The sequence below is a fragment of the Syntrophales bacterium genome (assembly GCA_035363115.1).
GTDB lineage: Bacteria > Desulfobacterota > Syntrophia > Syntrophales > PHBD01 > PHBD01.
On record DAOSEM010000003.1, the window covers coordinates 44,361 to 61,068 of the forward strand.

Genomic DNA, 16,708 nt, shown 5'->3' on the forward strand with positions numbered 1-16,708 from the left:
ATCCCCTTGCCGAAAGATGACTCTTGTCGCGTCCCGATTCTGTCCGGGATCAGAAATGGAGCGGTCCCTGCCAGGCCGCCTTCAATGCGCCGATATTCTCTTCCAGGAGTGTTCCTCCCGACCTCCCCTTCACCTTCAGGATGCCGTCGCTCCGGACGACGCCGACGCAGCCGAAGGCGCATCCCGGGAGGGTCGCCTCGAAGGCCTGCCGGTTCTCCGGGGAGACCGTGGCGACGAAGCGGCTCGGTGTCTCCGAGAACAGGAGGTGATCGTCCCGGACCACGTCCCGCGCGGGGACGAGTCCCAGATCGATCTCCATGCCGAGCCCGCCGGCGAAGGCCGTCTCCGCCAGGGCCACCCCGAGTCCGCCGTCGGCGCAGTCGTGACAGGAAGCCACGCGGCCGTCCAGGATGGCCCGGTGCAGGGCCTCATAGAGGACCCGGGCCCGCGGGGCGTTCACCTTCGGGACACTGCTCCCGACGGCATGGTGGAGGGCGTACCACTCGGAGCCGCCCAGTTCGGGATACGTCTCCCCGAGGACGTACACGAGGTCGCCGGGCCGCTTCGCGTCCATGGTGACGACCTTCCGCACGTCCCCGATCTTCCCGATGGTGGAGAAGAGGAGCGTCGGCGGAATGGAGATTTTCGTGTCTCCGATGAGGTAATCGTTCTTCATGCTGTCCTTGCCGGAAATGCAGGGGACGCCGTAGACGAGGGTGCAGTCGTAGAGGGCCTGGTTGGCCCGGACGAGCTGGGCCAGCTTGTATTCCCCGTCGGGCGTCTTTTCCGACTGGACCGGGTCGCACCAGCAGAAGTTGTCGAGCCCCGCGAGGTGCTCCAGGGACGCCCCTACGGCGACGGCGTTGCGGACGCCCTCGTCGACGGCGCAGGCCGCCATGTCGTACGTGTCGAGGTCGCTGTAGCGGGGACAGATGCCGTGGGCCACGACAATGCCCTCGAAGGAGTCGAGCAGGGGGCGCACCACCGCGGCGTCGCCGGGACCGTCGTTGGCGGCGCCCACGAGGGGCTTCAGGACGCTTCCTCCCTGGACCTCATGGTCGTACTGGCGGACCACCGATTCCTTGCTGCAGATGTTGAGGCGCGAGAGCATCCTCTTCAGGGCGTCTCCGTAGTCGGCCGGCTCCGGGATCTCCGGATCCGGGTGAACCGGCGGGATCCAGCGGGCCGTGAGGCGCATCCGGGGAAGCCCCTCGTGGAGGAAATTCATGTCCAGGAAGGCCACGGTCTTCCCGCCGTAGAGAATGTGGAACATCCCCGAGTCGGTATAGCGGCCGAGGACCGAGGCCTCCGTGTCCATCTTCGCGGCCAGGGCCAGGAATTCGTCGATTTTGTCGGGATCCACCGCGAGGGTCATACGCTCCTGGGACTCGGAGATAAGGATCTCCCAGGGATTGAGGCCGGCGTATTTCAGGGGAGCCTTTTTCAGGTCCAGCTCGCAGCCGCCCGCCAGGCGCGCCGTCTCGCCCACGGAGGACGACAGGCCACCGGCACCGTTGTCGGTGATGCAGCGGTACAGCCCCCGGTCCCGGGCGATGAGCAGGAAGTCGGTCATCTTCTTCTGGGTGATGGGATCGCCGATCTGCACGGCGGTCACGGGGGAGTCCTCGTGCAGTTCCTCGGAAGAGAACGTGGCTCCGTGGATGCCGTCCTTGCCGATGCGGCCGCCGGTCATGACGATCCAGTCGCCGGGGAGGATCTCTTTCGTGTGGGTGGGTTCGCCGCCGAGCTCGGCCGGCATGATCCCCGCCGTTCCGCAGTACACCAGGGGCTTCCCGAGAAACCGGTCGTCGAAGACGAGGGACCCGTTCACCGTCGGGATGCCGCTCTTGTTGCCACCGTGCTCCACGCCTTCCCGGACGCCCTCGTAGATCCGCCGTGGATGGAGGATCCGCGCCGGCAGGGGCTTGTCGTACCCGGGAGGGGCGAAGCAGAAGACGTCGGTGTTGAATATCAGCCGGGCGCCCCGGCCCGTGCCGAAGGGGTCCCGGTTGACGCCGACGATGCCCGTCAGGGCGCCGCCGTACGGGTCCAGTGCGGAGGGGGAGTTGTGGGTCTCCACCTTGAAGACGAGGCTGTGGTCGTCGTTGAAGCGGATCACGCCGGCGTTGTCGGAGAAGACCGAGAGGCACCAGTCCCTCTCCCCCATGCGTTTCCGGATTTCCTTCGTGGAGCCCTTGATGAAAGTGTCGAAGAGGGACACGATGGTTTTCTCCCGTCCCTGCTCGTCGATGTAGCGGATCTCGGCGTTGAAGATCTTGTGCTTGCAGTGCTCCGACCACGTCTGGGCGAGGCATTCCAGCTCCGCGTCGGTCATGGACGGCCCGAGGCCCACTTGTCGCCGGGCCTCCAGGATGGCTGGATCCTTCAGGTAGTCCCGGAGAATCTTCATCTCCTCCAGGGTCAGGGCGAGGACCCTCTCGGCGCTGATCTTAAGAAGGGTTGCGTCGTCCACGTCCAGGTCGATCTCCTCCACCCGGGGGTCGTCGATCCCGGCGACCCGGGGGACATGGGCCGCCATGCCGGCGGCGGGATCCCAGGACGCACGGCCCGTGATATCGTAGCGCTCGATGAGGTCGTTCGCCAGGAGGCTCGAGGCGATCCGTTCGGCGTCGACTCGGTTGAGCGGGCCGCTGAGGAGATACTGCCGGGAGGTGTAAACCCGGGGAAAAGCCTCCGTCTTCGAGCCGAAGAGAAGGGCCAGGGCCTCCCGGGCCGTCTTGCCGACGTTGTCTGTGACGCCGGGCCGGAAGCCCACCTCGATGAGCCAGTCGAAGCGGTCCGCCAGGCCCCGGTCGACCGCATAATGCTGGATCACCGGGTCGGAGAGGGGACCGGAGGCGGCCGCCTCCAGCGCTTCCGGGGCCAGGTCCCCGTCAACGGTGTAGACCTCCACCGTCCGGACGGTGTCCACGTCCAGGTTCAGGTGTTCAATGATTCGCCGCCGGATCTTTTCGCCCAGGGCGTCTCGCAATCCTTCCTTGAAGCCGATCTCGATTCTGTGGGGCATGATCTCTCCCGTTGGTCTTCCTGAAGCAGGGTTCTTCCATATCAGAAAGGCCGCGTCCAGTGCAACGGATTCGCCCGTCTGCGGTATCCAAATCACGCGGAAAAGGGAATAATTACAAATTTGTTCCCTTTGTTGATGAACCTGTCTGCCCCCAGGTCCCTCTTGACAAGGCGGCACGCCTTCGCTTAAAGATGAACGCGGTGATGGAGTTCACCAAAAACCGCCCCCGGGGCTGATGACTCCTGCTTGAACGATACGTCCGGGCAGGGGAAAAGCTCCTGCAGGACCTGAAGCCTGGAGGAGCTTTTTTTATGCCTTCCGTTGATACACCTGGTTCCGCCTCCCTGTCCCGGTTCCGGGAAACCCTTGTTCCCGTCCGCGACGCCGTCTCCCGTTTCGGCCTCGTTTCCCTGAAGCGCTCCCTGGAAGTCTGCGAGGGGCTGGCCGTGAAGAGTCCCCTCATCGACGTGGCCATCCTGGGTCAGTTCAAGGCCGGGAAGAGCACGTTTCTCAATACCCTCATCGGGCGGCGGCTGCTGCCCGTAGGGGTGATCCCCGTTACGACGGTCATCACGCGCATCGTCTACGGCCCCGAGGAGCGGGCCTTCGCATCCCATTTTGACGGGAACATCACGGAAATTCCCCTCGGCCGGCTGGAGGAGTTCACCTCGGAGGCCGGGAATCCGAACAACGAGAAGAACGTCTCCGTTGTGGACATCGAGCTGCCGACGCTGGAGGGGTACGCCGGGCTCCGTCTGGTGGACACGCCGGGCCTGGGAAGCGTCTTCAAGTACCACATGGAGACTTCGGAGAACTGGCTCCCCGAGGTGGGGGCTGCGCTCCTGGCCATCAGCGCCGACCGGCCTCTCTCGGAAAACGATCTCAACCTCATTCGTGAACTGGACCGGTACACCCCCCGGATCATCCTTCTCCTGACCAAGGCGGATCTTCTCTCCCAGGGGCAACAGGACGAGGTGGTGCGTTTTTTTCAGGAGACCCTGAAGCGGGAGCTTCGTCGGGAATTCCCGATCTATCTCTTCTCCAATCGCGTGGACACGGAGCTGTTTCAGCATCGCCTGGAGATGGAAATCATCAATCCCCTGACCCGGAACCGGGATGTCGAGTTCGGTCGAATTCTCAGCTACAAGGTTCAGTCCCTGGCAAAAAACTGCCGGAGCTACCTGGACATCGCCCTTCAAACCTCTCTCCGTGCGGATGAAGATCGCCTGGCCCTCCGGGAACAGATTCTCGGTGAAAAGTCCAACATCACCCGGATCAACGAGGAACTGATGATCATGACCCGGGAGACCTGCCGCCACACCCGGGTCAATATAGACAAGTACCTGAACCGGTTTAAAAACCCCCTCAAGGAGAAGCTTTCCGCCCGCCTCGCAATGGATATGGCCTCCTGGAAGGGAAACCTCTGGAAGCTGTCGCGCCGCTACGAAGAGTGGATCCGGGAAGTCATGACGGAAGAGCTGGAGGAGCTCTCCCAGCGGGAGCACCGGCACTTCTTCGGCACGCTCATGAAAGCCCAGTCGACCTTGGACCGGTACCTGAAATCGTTCCGGGCCGTCCTGGAGGGGAACATCGAGCGGATCCTGGGTGTGCGGATGGCCTCCGCTGCGTGGAACATCGACGTGGATGAGCCCTCCCGGCCGGACATCCAGCTGGGCCACACCTTCCAGTTCCACTTCGACCTCCTGTGGTTCCTGATCCCCATGGCCCTGTTCCGGGGCGTCTTCGAGCGCCATTTCCTGAAGCAGATTCCCCACCAGGTGGAGGTGAACGTCTCGCGCCTCTCGAATTCCTGGGAGGAGCGGATCAATCGGACCATCGAGGACATGCGGAAGCAGGCGTCCCGCTACATCCGGGAGGAGATCGACACGATCGAGGGCATCCTGGCACGAACGGAAGGCCAGACCGAAACGATCCGGGGGCTGATCTCCGTCCTCGACGAGCCGCCGAAGGATCCTCTCTCTGAATGGGAAGCACCTCCCCGATGAGTCGCAGCCGTCGGCAATGCGCACCGTGTGATGGGGAACCTTGCGGTTGACACATGGTCCGCTTTTCCTACACAATTGTCTCCCGATCTTGGATCTTTCTGGACCAGATACTGTATGAACCGAAAGAAAACCAAATCGCCTGTGCCCGGCGTCTGGCGCAACAGGATTGCCATATTGAGAGCCGAACTGCGGGTCCTCCGCCTGGCTGCGGCGGATCCCCGGGTGCCCTGGTATGCCAAGGCTCTGGCGGCTGCGGTGGCCGGATATGCCTTGAGTCCCGTGGATTTGATCCCCGATTTTATCCCTGTCCTGGGGTGGCTGGACGATCTGATCCTGGTGCCCGCCGGGCTCTGGCTGGTCGTGAAGATGATCCCGCCGGACGTGTGGGAGGACTGCCGCCGCCGGGCCGGTGATGAGAAGGAACCGTCCGGGAGCGCTCCGGAGACCCCCGGCACCCCGGACGCGTCCGGAGAACAGGCATCATGAAGGAAGCGTTTCTCCGAAATCTTGCGGATCTGATCCGGGCGATCGAAGGCCTGCAGCCCTTTTCTCCCTATGCGGACGCATTCCGGGAGTGGCATGCCGCGACGGAGCAACTGCTCGCCGTCGCCTGGGGGGAGAACGGCCGACCCGTCGAGGATTTCCGGTCCATCCTGTACACCCCCCTGTTCCTGTCCTGCCGCTGTGGGGATACCGCTTTCGACGAGGCCTACCGGGAGGGGCTCCAGCAGGCGGAGAAGCTTTTGCGAGGGCTCCTGGAAGGCGAATTTCCCGTTGACAAGGACGGGTAAAGCAAATATACAGCGACTTCATCTGGTTTCAGCAAGGAAGAGAGAACACGAGAGAGATGACCGGCCGGATTTCCTCCATCATCATTATCAGCGGCATAATTAGGACTCCTCACATAGGAGGCCTGATCGGGGGATAGACCCGCCCAACATCGAAGAGCGCAACAACCATCCGTTATCAGGCCAGCCCTGGTAACGGATTTTTTTTGTAAGGAGCCCGCACATGACGAAAACCGACATCCTGGTATACGACACGACCCTCCGGGACGGGGCCCAGGGGGAGATGATCAACTTTACGGCGGAGGACAAGCTCCGGATCGCGCATCGCCTCGATGAAATGGGATTCCACTACATCGAGGGCGGATGGCCCGGCTCGAATCCGAAAGACGTTCGGTTCTTCGAGCTGGCCAAGAAGGCGACCCTGAAGAACGCCCGGCTGGCCGCCTTCGGCAGCACCCGGAGGCCGGGGATCCGCCCCGAGAAATCGGAAAACCTGGAGGCCATCCTCGACGCGGCCACGCCGGTGGCGACCATCTTCGGCAAGTCCTGGGACCTCCATGTCACGGAGGTTCTGGCGACGACACTCGAGGAAAACCTGGCGATGATCGGAGACTCCGTTGCCTTTCTCAAGTCACGGGGGCGCGAGGTCATCTACGACGCGGAGCATTTCTTCGACGGCTTCAAGCGCAACGGCGATTACGCCATGCAGACCCTGCAGGCGGCGTTCGCAGCGGGGGCCGACGTGATCGTCCTGTGCGACACCAACGGAGGCACCCTGCCCCACGAGGTTTCGGAGATCGTCCGGTTCGTCGGAAAGTCCCTTCCCAAGGCCAGGCTGGGCATCCATGCCCATAATGACGGGGGCGTCGGGGTGGCCAACACGCTTGCCGCCGTGGAGGCCGGGGCGAAGATGATCCAGGGGACGGTCAACGGCTTCGGCGAGCGCTGCGGCAATGCCGACCTGGTCGCCTCCGTCTGCAATCTCCAGCTCAAGATGCGCCGGCGCTGCCTCTCCGAATCGGCCCTCCGGCAGATGACAAACCTGTCCCTCTATGTGAGTGACGTGGCCAATGTGCCGCCCCAGAACTCCATGCCTTTCACGGGCCGGAGCGCCTTCGCCCACAAGGGGGGCGTCCATGTCAACGCCATCCTGAAGAACGCGGAGGCCTACGAGCACATCCGGCCGGAGCTGGTGGGGAACCACCAGCGTGTTCTCGTCTCCGACATGGCCGGCCGGAGCAACATCGAATACAAGGCCCGGGAACTGGGCATCGACCTGGGGAAAGACGGCACGGTGAGCAAAAGGATCGTGAAGCAGATCAAACAGATGGAAGACAGGGGGTACCAGTTCGACGCCGCCGACGGCTCCCTTTCGCTCCTGATCCGCAAGGCCACCGGCGAGTTCTCCGAGCCCTTTGTCCTGGAGTGTTTCAACGTGGCCGTGGTGAAGACCGCCCATCATCCCTCCACCGCCCTGGCGACGATCAAGATCTCCGTGGGCGACGAGGAAGAGCTGACGGCCGCCGAGGGGAACGGTCCCATCAACGCCCTGGATCACGCTCTCCGGAAAGCCCTGGTGAAATTCTATCCCGAGATCGGGGGGATGCACCTGACGGACTTCAAGGTCCGCATTGTCGAAGGGAGTGAGGGAACGGCGGCGATGGTCAAAGTCATGATCGAGTCGGCCGATGAAAAGGAGGCCTGGAGCACCATCGGCGTTTCGGAGAACGTCATCGAGGCCAGCTGGTATGCCCTCGTGGACAGCATGCAGTACAAACTCAGCAAGGATCGCCTCAACAAGAATCACAGGCGGCGGGAAACCGCACCGGTGTAAGAATTCATTGCCAATACGGGCACCATTTGATAACCTCATGTAGTTTTGCGGGGAAGGGGGCCGGCACGGTCCCCTCGAGAAGCGGTATGTATGCTGTTGGCAATCCACAATTCGCACCCTCAGCCGAGACAGATCCGGAGGGCCGTCGATGTGCTCAAGGCCGGAGGCCTTGTCGTGTACCCGACGGATACGGTTTACGGTCTGGGATGCGATCTGTACAATAAAAAAGGAATCGAACGAATCTATCAGATCAAGAGGCGGGACAGAAGCAAGCCCCTGAGCTTCATCTGCGCCGACCTGAAAGACATCAGCCAGTACGCCCGGGTCACCGATTATGCCTACAAGATCATGAGAAGGCTTCTCCCCGGGCCGTACACCTTCATCCTGGAGGCTTCCAGGCTGGTTCCCAAGATCATCCTCCCCAAGCGTCAGACCACGGGCATCCGCGTACCGGACAATGCCATCTGCAACGCTCTCCTGGCCGAACTGGGTTCGCCCATCATCAGCACATCCGTCAAGCTGGAAGACGGAAGCTACATGAACGACCCCCGGGAGATCGAGAAGAAGTTCGGACACTGCGTCGATCTGGTCATCGACGGGGGGAGCCTGATACCCGAGGAATCCAGCGTGATCAGCCTGCTGCAGGACGAAGCGGAGGTGATCCGGGTCGGCAAGGGGGATGTCTCGGCCTTTCTCTGAGAAAGGAACCGTCATGAAACGAATGCTTATCAATGCCGTGCACGTCGAGCAGAAGCGCATGGCCATCGTCGACGCGGGCAAGCTGCTGGAATTCTATATCCAGATGTCCGTGCGGGAACCCATCACGGGCAACATCTACAAGGGAACGGTCCTGAAGGTCGAGCGGGGGCTCCAGGCGGCCTTCGTGAATTACGGGGGCAAGCGGGACGGCTTCCTGCCGCTTCGGGACGTGAGCGACGACTACTTCACCGCCGGAGAAGGAGGGCGTCCTGTCCTCAAGACGGGTCAGGAAGTGCTCGTCCAGGTTCTCCGCGAGATGAGCGAGCGCAAGGGGGCGCTCCTCACGACCTACCTTTCCCTTCCCGGCCGTTACCTCGTGCTCCTGCCCAACAAGGCCGGCAGCGGCGTTTCCCGGAAGATCGAGGACGAGGAAGACCGGAAGCGCCTGAAGGAACTGGTGGAGCAGATCCGGGTCGGGGAAGGCATGGGGCTCATCGTCCGGACCGCCGGCATGACCCGGACCAAGCAGGAGCTGACCCGGGACTACCAGAACCAGCTCCGTCTCTGGAAGGAGATCCAGAAGGCGGAGAAGGAGTCCCCCTCGCCGGCTCTCATCTACCAGGAAAGCGATTTCGGCGTCCTGGCCCTCCGGGACTACTACACATCCGACATCGAGGAGATTCTGGTCGACGACCAGGAAACCTTCAAGAAAATGCGGAACTACTGCAAGGTCGTGTCACCGCGGATGGCCAAGTTTGTCAAGCTCCACAAGGCGGACACTCCCATCTTCGACCAGCACAACCTGGAGGACCAGATCCGCGTGATCTACCAGGAGCGGGTCGATCTCAGGTCGGGCGGCCATATCGTCATCAACCCGACGGAGGCGATGATCACCATCGACGTGAACTCGGGCCGGGGGTCCAACAAGCGCAACGTCGAGGAGACGGCGTTTCGGACCAACCTCGACGCGGCGGAGGAGATCGCACGGCAGTTGCGCCTCCGGGACCTCGGCGGGCTCATCGTCATCGATTTCATCGACATGGCCGACAGCAAGCATCGGGCGGAGGTGGAAAAGGCCTTCAAGAAGGCCCTGAGCCTCGACCGGTCCCGGATCCAGCTCTCCCGGATCTCCAAGTTCGGCATGCTGGAGCTGTCCAGGCAGAAGAAGCAGCCGACCATCCAGGAAATCAGCTTTTCCATGTGCCCGTTCTGCAAGGGCCGGGGTGTCCGGCCATCGCTGGAATCCACGGCTCTGGCGGCCTACCGGAGGATCCAGACGCAGGCCGTGAAGGGGCTGTCGGTGATGCTGAAGGTCACCCTCCCCAGTGAGGTTGCGGACTACCTGCAGAACCAGAAACGATCCGAACTCCTGAAACTGGAAACCCAGTTCGATATGGACATCCATATCTCCGGAAATCCCGACATGGCATGGGACCTGGTCCACCTGGACTCCGTCGGCAGGCCGTCGGCGCCGGCGCGGGATGAGGAACCGGAATCGGATAAGGGAAGGGTGGACGAGCCCGAGGAGATGGCCGAGGAAGCCGAGGCCCCGGAAGCGGCGCCGGCACCGGCGGCGAAAAAGCAGCGCAGGCAGTCGAAAAAACAGGCGAAGGGTGCCCCGGTGAAGGAGCCCCGGAAAATTTCCGGAGCCGTAGAAGGGCAGGCTCGCCAGGAAACAGCGGCAGAACCGGCTCCGACTGCGACGCCGGCCGAGACGCCGGATGCCGCCGAAGCCGCCGGGACATTACCGGGACAGGAGCCGCCGAAAAAGAAATCCCGACGTCGGCCGCGCCGCCGGAGAAGATCGGGGAGCCGGGGCGAGAAGAAGGGCGATGCCGAAGCCCCTCTGGATGGCGGAGCGGAAATGTCCGGTGAAAGCATTCCGCTGGACGGGGAATCGGTCTTCGACCTCGATGACGAAGACGACTCCTTCGGGGGATTTTTCTCGATGCGGCGCTGATGAATACGTGAAGGCCTTTGCGGAATTCGCAAAGGCCTGGGCCGATCCGGGGGGTGGATTTGAAATCCGCCCCCTATTTTGTTTTTCCCAGCTCCTGGGAGCGCAGGGTCGCCGCCTCCACGGCCCGGATCAGGGCCGCCCGCAGCCCTCCCTCCTCCAGCGCCTGGATCCCCGCGATGGTCGTCCCGCCCGGGGAGGTTACCATGTCCTTGAGCTGGCCGGGATGCCTGTCCCCGGAAAGAAACAGCTTCGCCGCCCCCAGCATCGTCTGCGCCGCCAGGAGCAGCGCCGTGTCCCGGGGAAGCCCCATCCGGACCCCGCCGTCGGAGAGGGCCTCCAGGATGATGAACCCGTACGCGGGTCCGCTGCCGCTGAGGCCCGTCACAGCGTCCATCTGGCTCTCCGGAACGATCACGGTCTTTCCCACGGCATCGAAGATCCGGCGGGCCGTTTCCAGGTCCTGATCCGTGGCATGGGTCCCCCGGGCCAGGGCCGTGGCGCCCTCGCCGATGAGGGCCGGCGTGTTGGGCATGGTACGGATGACCCGTACTCCCTTTCCGAGGTTTCCCTCGAGAAACGACAGGGGAATCCCCGCCGCGATGGAGATGACCAGCCTGGTCCGGCCGACGGCCCTGGAAAGCTCCTTGAGGACCGGCCCCATGACCTGGGGCTTGACGGCGAGGATCAGGATGTCGGCGTTTTTCGCGACCGCCCGGTTGTCCGTCGAAGTATGAACTCCATGGAGATCTCTCAGTTCCTTAAGCCTGTCCGTCTCCATGTCGGAGACCCAGATCCGGCCGGCGTCAGCAACGCCCCGGGCGAGAAGCCCCCCGACGATGGCGCTGCCCATTTTCCCACCACCGATGAAACCGATCCTCGTCTTTTGGTCCATCGCACCGTGCCCTCCTTTTCGGGTGTGCTGAAACGTCGGGAATCATAGGGGATCCTTTCGTCTTGCGTCAAGCTTTCATTTGCGCAAGTCCCGCGGGATATGCTACACCATGCCCCACTGCCAGACAGGAGGGGATGGATCATGATGCGAACGGTGGATGTTGACGGCCGGAAACTGTCCGCCTGGGTGAACGGGGAGTTCCTGGATCCGACCCGGAAAACACTCGTGTTCATCCATGGTTCCGCGGGTGATCACACGAACTGGATTTACCAGTATTCGGCCCTGAAAGACCGCTTTCCGATCGCGGTTCTCGAGCTCCCGGGACACGGCCGGTCCGAAGGGCCCGGTGAGCAGTCGGTGGACGCCAACGTGGAATGGGTCCGGAAAACGATCGCCGCCCTGGGCATCGCCCGGCCGGTCCTGATCGGCCATTCCCTCGGCGCGGCCACCAGCCTCACGTTTGCCGTCAAGTACGGATCCCTTCTTGCGGGAATCGTTCCCGTCGGCGGCGGTGCCCGCATGCCGGTGAATCCGGCCATCCTGGAAGGCCTGAAGACAAATCCGGCGCCGATCTACGAGATGGTCGTCAAGTTTTCCTTCGCCAAAGCCAACCGGGAACGGTTCGATAAAATCATGGTCGAGAGCCTGTCGCGGGTGGATGCCATGATTTTCCACGGCGACCTGACGGCCTGCGACCGCCTGGACCTGACGGAGACGGCCGGCTCCATCGCGGTCCCCACCCTGATCGTCTGCGGGGAGGACGACAAGATGACGCCCCCGGCCCTTTCGGAGTTCCTCCGGGACGCCATTCCCGGGGCGAAAATGGCCCGGATTCCCGGGGCTGGCCATTTCGTCATGATGGAGAATCCGGAGGCCTTCAACCAGGCCGTTTCGGATTTCGTGGAATCCCTGTAGGGGCAACCCTGTCTTTCTTCCCGGCGGACCGATTTCCGCCGTCACTCCCGGCCGGCGGGACGGGAGCGGATGGCCCCGGCGGTGGGGACGATCCCAGGAGGCATCATGTTTGTCGCAGAAAACCTGATCGTGGCCGTTGCCAAGGTCATCAACCTGATCCTGACCCTCTACATGTGGATCATCATCGCCCGGGCCCTGGTCTCCTGGGTGAACCCGGATCCCTACAACCCGATCGTCCGCTTTCTCTACCGGGCCACCGAGCCGGTCCTGGCGCCCCTCAGGAGGCTGATTCCGTTCCGCACCGGCGGCCTCGATCTCTCGCCCATCCTGGTCCTCCTGATCATTTTCTTCCTCCAGGAATTTCTGGTCCGGACCCTGATCCAGGCGGCCGTGCGTTTCTGATCCCGGCCGCTCCGCGCCGGATGACGTCATGACGATACCCCTCACCGAAACGAAAACCGGTCTGGCGCTCAAAGTCCGGGTGCTTCCGCGGTCCTCTCGAACGGAGGCCTCGGGCGTCCAGGACGGGGCGCTGAAGCTCAAGATCACGGCCCCCCCGGTGGAGGGGCAGGCCAACGAGGCCTGTCTTCGCTTTCTCGCGGATGCGCTGGGGATTCGAAGATCCCAGGTCACCCTCGTGGCGGGACCGACATCGAAAACGAAGACGTTCGCCATTTCCGGCCTGGACCGGCGGGAACTCGAAAGCCGGCTGGCGGGCCTCATTGGAGAAAGGGAACCGTGAGCGCCGATCAGCCGGTCCGGTCGGAAAACGCCCGGGTGGCCCGGGCGGCGGGTGTGGTCGGGCTGGCGACGATGCTGTCCCGGGTCTTCGGCTTTGTCCGGGATGTCGTCATCGCCGCCTTTTTCGGCGCGGGGATCGCCACGGACGCCTTCTTCGTTGCCTTCCGGATCCCCAACATGCTCCGGCGCCTTCTGGCGGAGGGGTCCCTGACGGTCTCCTTCGTTCCCGTATTCACGGAGTACCTCAAGAAGAAGTCCCGGGAGGAGGCCTTCGAGTTGGCCGACGTGGCCTTCACGGCCCTGTCGATCATCCTGGTCATCGTCTCGGTCCTGGGTGTTCTGTTCGCTCCCCTGATCGTCACCGTCATGGCGCCCGGATTCTCGCGGGTCCCCGAGCAGTACGACCTGGCGGTCTTCCTGACCCGCCTGATGTTTCCCTACATCTTCTTCATCTCCCTGGTGGCCCTGTGCATGGGGATCCTCAACTCCCTCCGGCACTTCGCCGCCCCGGCCCTCTCGCCGGTGATGCTCAACATCACCATGATCCTGGGGGCGCTCTTCCTGAAGGACTTCTTTGCCGAGCCCATCGTGGGGCTCGCCGTCGGTGTCATGGCCGGCGGCGTCCTTCAGCTGGTCATGCAGTGGCCGTTCCTGGTGAAGATGGGGGTACGGCTCAAGCTGAATTTCGCTTTCCGCCACCCCGGCGTCCGGCGCATCGGAGCCCTGATGATGCCGGCGGTCTTCGGTGCCGCCATCTACCAGATCAACGTCTTCATTGGGACGGTCCTGGCGTCGCTCCTGCCCAAAGGCAGCGTGTCGTACCTTTACTACGCCGACCGGATGGTGGAGCTGCCCCTCGGGGTGTTTGCCATTGCGATCGGGACGGCGACCCTCCCCAGCTTTTCCGAGCAGGTGGCCCAGGGCCGCTTCGACGAGATGAAGAAGACGATCTCCTTTTCACTCCGGCTGATGCTCTTCATCACGATCCCCTCCATGGTGGCCCTGATCGCGCTCAGGGTCCCCATCATATCGGTCCTCTTCGAGCGGGGGGCCTTCACCACGGAGTCCACGATGCAGACGGCCTGGGCGCTCCTGTGCTATTCCACGGGCCTGTGGGCATTTTCGGTCATCCGGGTCATCGTCTCGGCCTTCTACTCCCTCCAGGATACGAAGTCGCCCATGAAGGCGGCCATCGTCGCCCTCGTGGTGAACGTCGTCTTCAGCGTGGCGCTGATGTTCCCCATGAAGCACGGAGGCATCGCCCTGGCGACGGCCATCGCCTCGGCGGTGAACGTGGGGATGCTTTCCGTCATCCTCTGGCGCCGGATCGGTCCCTTCCTGATGCGGGACTTCTATCCCTCCCTGGGCAAGGTGCTGTTTTCCTCCGCGGTGATGTGGGTCGTCATCCTCGCGGTTGATCTCGTCTATCCATGGAGGGCCTCGGGTCCCTTCTTCGAGAGGGCCGTTTTCCTCGCCCTGACGGTGACGCTCGGGGGTGGGGCGTTCCTCCTCTCCGCCTGGATGGTTCGGAGCCCCGAGATGACCTCCCTGGCGGATGCTCTGCGGCGGAGGATCGGGCGTCCCAAAGGCGGGAAAACCCCCTGAACCCGGGGCAGAACGGGACAAACAAGTTGACTTGACCCGGGCCGGGTGGTAGGAAAATTGTCCCTTTAGGCCATTATGACCGGGGTGGGAGTGCCATGCTGGACATCAAATATCTGAGGCAGAACCTGGAGCACGTCCGGATCAAGATGCTGGAGCGGGGCCAGGAGATCGACATGGGCCGCTTCACGGCTCTGGACGCGAAGCGAAGGGACATCCTTCAGGAAGTGGAAGTCCTCCGGAGCGAGCGGAACGCCGTCTCCAAGGAAATCGGGGAGAAGAAGAAAAAAAAGGAAGACGCCACGGAGATCATCGCCCGGATGGGTGAGGTATCCACGCGCATCAAGACCCTCGACGAGACGCTGAAGCTGACCGAGGAAGAACTGAACGCCTTCCTGATGGTCATCCCGAACATACCCCACGAGTCGGTGGAATACGGGACCTGCTCCGAGGACAACCCGGTGATCCGCACCTGGGGAGAGAAGCCCGTTTACGATTTTACGCCGAAGCCCCATTGGGACATCGGCGAAGACCTGAAGATCCTCGACTTCGCCCGGGGAGCCAAGATCACCGGAGCGCGGTTCACGCTGTATCGCGGGGCGGGAGCGCTCCTGGAGCGGGCCATCATCAACTTCATGCTGGACCTCCACACCCGGCAGCACGGCTACCTGGAGATTCTGCCGCCCTTCATGGCGAACCGGGACAGCATGACCGGGACGGGGCAGCTCCCGAAGTTCGAGGAAGACCTGTTCCACGTGGACAAGACGGACTATTACCTCATTCCCACGGCGGAGGTGCCCGTCACAAACATCCACCGGGACGAGATCCTCGACGAGAAGGACCTGCCGGTCTACTACGTGGCCTATTCGCCGTGTTTCCGGGCCGAGGCGGGATCCTACGGGAAGGACACCCGGGGGCTCATCCGACAGCACCAGTTCAACAAGGTGGAGCTGGTCAAGTTCAGCCGGCCGGAGACGTCCTACGACGAACTGGAAAAACTGACGCTGAACGCCGAGGAAGTCCTGAAGCGCCTGAAGATTCACTACCGGACGGTCAGCCTCTGCACGGCGGACTTGGGCTTTTCCTCCGCCAAGACGTACGATATCGAGGCCTGGTTGCCGGGGCAGGAGGCGTACCGGGAGATTTCCTCCTGCAGCAACTTCGAGGATTTCCAGGCCCGGCGGGGGCAGATGCGGTTCCGCCGGACCGACGGAGGCCGGGTGGAATTCCTTCACACGCTCAACGGCTCGGGGCTGGCGGTGGGGCGGACGGTCGTGGCCGTCCTGGAAAACTATCAGCAGGCCGACGGGACCGTGGTCGTACCGGATGCGTTGCGGCCCTACATGGGAGGACTGGAAGTCATCAAATAGACAAACGGAGGGATGGCCGAGTGGTCGAAGGCGGCGGTCTTGAAAACCGTTGACCGAAAGGTCCGCGGGTTCGAATCCTGCTCCCTCCGCCAGAAAAATGACCTTCCCTTTCACGGTGTTTTCATCGGATCGGCCCAGCGGAGAGATGGCTGAGTGGCCGAAAGCGAGCGCCTGCTAAGCGCTTGTACGCCTTAAAAGGTGTACCGCGGGTTCGAATCCCGCTCTCTCCGCCAGAACAAAACGGGGACAGACTGTCTGGTCTGTCCCCGTTCTCGTCTGTTCCTGTTGCAGCGCTAAAATTAATCTGACCTATTTTATTGACGGCAGACGGGCTGCTGAACCTTGTCCCAGAGGCTGCCCGGCGGAACGCTGTGCCAGGGCGGGGTCGATTCGCCGGCCTCGTGGATGGGCTTCCAGCTCCGGTTCAAGTACATATACGTGAGAAATCGGACCCGATTGCCGGCGCAGTCGTACTCGCACAGGATCTCAATGGCCCGGAAGGTCCGGGGATCCACTCCGGCCGATGCCAGGTAGTCCTGGATCTCTTTGAAGTAAGGGCTCTTTCCCCGGGGTGCCACCCGGATCCACGCGGCGGTGTGTCCCGGAGACGGGACGGACCGCCGCTCCCCGTCCACGAAGACACCGTCCTGGTACTTCGTGAAGCCGACCAGGGTCCATCGCTTTCCTCCCTGCTCCGCCGCTTCCGCTGCGGGGATGCCCGACAGCAGCAGCGCCATGGCGACCAGGATCGCAGGCATCGCATATGTTCTCATCGATCGTCCTCCCGGCAGACGTGATTTCCCTTTGGGGATCGCTCCCCGCTGTCTGCGGACCGGATTGTAGCACCACCCGGGCGGCGGGGCAATCCCGGTC

At 62.9% G+C, this 16,708-nt stretch carries 14 protein-coding genes, 2 tRNA genes and 1 riboswitch; of the genes, 13 read left to right on the forward strand and 3 right to left on the reverse strand.

Annotated features, from left to right (window positions below):
- Nucleotides 1-49: 49 nt before the first annotated feature.
- Nucleotides 50-3,028, reverse strand: coding sequence for an AIR synthase-related protein (locus PLO63_08100; protein HOI74093.1), 2,979 nt, complete (start codon nt 3,026-3,028; stop codon nt 50-52).
- A 190-nt stretch (nt 3,029-3,218) separates the two neighbouring features.
- Nucleotides 3,219-3,280: riboswitch (Fluoride riboswitch) on the forward strand.
- 59 nt (nt 3,281-3,339) lie between these two features.
- Here PLO63_08100 and PLO63_08105 point away from each other — a divergent pair.
- From PLO63_08105 to PLO63_08130, 6 genes are all read left to right on the forward strand, one after another.
- Entirely contained in the window at nt 3,340-5,034 is a 1,695-nt protein-coding gene (locus tag PLO63_08105) for a dynamin family protein (protein ID HOI74094.1), read from the forward strand.
- 174 nt (nt 5,035-5,208) lie between these two features.
- Nucleotides 5,209-5,520: a DUF1232 domain-containing protein gene (locus PLO63_08110; GenBank protein HOI74095.1), complete on the forward strand. Its 312-nt coding sequence runs from the start codon at nt 5,209-5,211 to the stop codon at nt 5,518-5,520.
- Nucleotides 5,517-5,825: a hypothetical protein gene (locus tag PLO63_08115; protein HOI74096.1), complete on the forward strand. Its 309-nt coding sequence runs from the start codon at nt 5,517-5,519 to the stop codon at nt 5,823-5,825. The genes PLO63_08110 and PLO63_08115 overlap by 4 nt, the downstream gene beginning before the upstream one ends.
- A gap of 220 nt (nt 5,826-6,045) precedes the next feature.
- The gene (gene cimA / locus PLO63_08120) at nt 6,046-7,656 is read left to right on the forward strand and encodes a citramalate synthase (protein HOI74097.1); all 1,611 of its coding nucleotides are present in this window, start codon (nt 6,046-6,048) and stop codon (nt 7,654-7,656) included.
- A gap of 90 nt (nt 7,657-7,746) precedes the next feature.
- Nucleotides 7,747-8,355 carry an L-threonylcarbamoyladenylate synthase gene (locus tag PLO63_08125; protein ID HOI74098.1) on the forward strand — a complete coding sequence of 203 codons (609 nt, stop codon included), beginning with the start codon at nt 7,747-7,749 and terminating at the stop codon, nt 8,353-8,355.
- A 13-nt stretch (nt 8,356-8,368) separates the two neighbouring features.
- Nucleotides 8,369-10,315, forward strand: coding sequence for an Rne/Rng family ribonuclease (locus PLO63_08130; protein HOI74099.1), 1,947 nt, complete (start codon nt 8,369-8,371; stop codon nt 10,313-10,315).
- A gap of 73 nt (nt 10,316-10,388) precedes the next feature.
- Here the strand turns inward: PLO63_08130 and proC are convergent, their stop codons facing one another.
- Nucleotides 10,389-11,207 carry a pyrroline-5-carboxylate reductase gene (gene proC / locus PLO63_08135; protein HOI74100.1) on the reverse strand — a complete coding sequence of 273 codons (819 nt, stop codon included), beginning with the start codon at nt 11,205-11,207 and terminating at the stop codon, nt 10,389-10,391.
- Nucleotides 11,208-11,348: 141 nt separating this feature from the next.
- On the opposite strand from proC, the gene PLO63_08140 reads away from it, so the two are divergent.
- The 7 genes from PLO63_08140 to PLO63_08170 all read left to right on the forward strand — a co-directional run bounded on the left by PLO63_08140 (nt 11,349) and on the right by PLO63_08170 (nt 16,068).
- A complete protein-coding gene (locus PLO63_08140) occupies nt 11,349-12,122 on the forward strand; it encodes an alpha/beta hydrolase (protein ID HOI74101.1) in 774 nt (257 codons plus the stop codon).
- 105 nt (nt 12,123-12,227) lie between these two features.
- Nucleotides 12,228-12,524 (forward strand): YggT family protein, encoded by a 297-nt coding sequence (locus tag PLO63_08145; protein ID HOI74102.1) that lies wholly within the window; start codon nt 12,228-12,230, stop codon nt 12,522-12,524.
- A gap of 28 nt (nt 12,525-12,552) precedes the next feature.
- Nucleotides 12,553-12,864: a DUF167 domain-containing protein gene (locus PLO63_08150; protein HOI74103.1), complete on the forward strand. Its 312-nt coding sequence runs from the start codon at nt 12,553-12,555 to the stop codon at nt 12,862-12,864.
- Nucleotides 12,861-14,468 (forward strand): murein biosynthesis integral membrane protein MurJ, encoded by a 1,608-nt coding sequence (murJ, locus tag PLO63_08155; GenBank protein HOI74104.1) that lies wholly within the window; start codon nt 12,861-12,863, stop codon nt 14,466-14,468. The genes PLO63_08150 and murJ overlap by 4 nt, the downstream gene beginning before the upstream one ends.
- Nucleotides 14,469-14,563: 95 nt before the next feature.
- Nucleotides 14,564-15,835, forward strand: a complete 1,272-nt coding sequence (serS, locus tag PLO63_08160; protein ID HOI74105.1) for a serine--tRNA ligase — start codon at nt 14,564-14,566, stop codon at nt 15,833-15,835.
- 6 nt (nt 15,836-15,841) lie between these two features.
- A tRNA-Ser gene (locus PLO63_08165) sits at nt 15,842-15,927 on the forward strand.
- 47 nt (nt 15,928-15,974) lie between these two features.
- Nucleotides 15,975-16,068, forward strand: a tRNA-Ser gene (locus PLO63_08170).
- 81 nt (nt 16,069-16,149) lie between these two features.
- Here PLO63_08170 and PLO63_08175 read toward each other — a convergent pair.
- Complete coding sequence (locus tag PLO63_08175; GenBank protein ID HOI74106.1) at nt 16,150-16,608, reverse strand: hypothetical protein; 459 nt, start codon at nt 16,606-16,608, stop codon at nt 16,150-16,152.
- Nucleotides 16,609-16,708 lie beyond the last annotated feature (100 nt).

Bases quoted from the DNA above. Each gene is read 5' to 3' on its own strand.
- PLO63_08100 (HOI74093.1), bottom strand. From the start codon at position 3,028: ATGCCCCACAGAATCGAGATCGGCTTCAAGGAAGGATTGCGAGACGCC.
- PLO63_08105 (HOI74094.1), top strand. From the start codon at position 3,340: ATGCCTTCCGTTGATACACCTGGTTCCGCCTCCCTGTCCCGGTTCCGG.
- PLO63_08115 (HOI74096.1), top strand. From the start codon at position 5,517: ATGAAGGAAGCGTTTCTCCGAAATCTTGCGGATCTGATCCGGGCGATC.
- cimA (HOI74097.1), top strand. From the start codon at position 6,046: ATGACGAAAACCGACATCCTGGTATACGACACGACCCTCCGGGACGGG.
- PLO63_08125 (HOI74098.1), top strand. From the start codon at position 7,747: ATGCTGTTGGCAATCCACAATTCGCACCCTCAGCCGAGACAGATCCGG.
- PLO63_08130 (HOI74099.1), top strand. From the start codon at position 8,369: ATGAAACGAATGCTTATCAATGCCGTGCACGTCGAGCAGAAGCGCATG.
- proC (HOI74100.1), bottom strand. From the start codon at position 11,207: ATGGACCAAAAGACGAGGATCGGTTTCATCGGTGGTGGGAAAATGGGC.
- PLO63_08140 (HOI74101.1), top strand. From the start codon at position 11,349: ATGATGCGAACGGTGGATGTTGACGGCCGGAAACTGTCCGCCTGGGTG.
- PLO63_08145 (HOI74102.1), top strand. From the start codon at position 12,228: ATGTTTGTCGCAGAAAACCTGATCGTGGCCGTTGCCAAGGTCATCAAC.
- PLO63_08150 (HOI74103.1), top strand. From the start codon at position 12,553: ATGACGATACCCCTCACCGAAACGAAAACCGGTCTGGCGCTCAAAGTC.
- serS (HOI74105.1), top strand. From the start codon at position 14,564: ATGCTGGACATCAAATATCTGAGGCAGAACCTGGAGCACGTCCGGATC.
- PLO63_08175 (HOI74106.1), bottom strand. From the start codon at position 16,608: ATGAGAACATATGCGATGCCTGCGATCCTGGTCGCCATGGCGCTGCTG.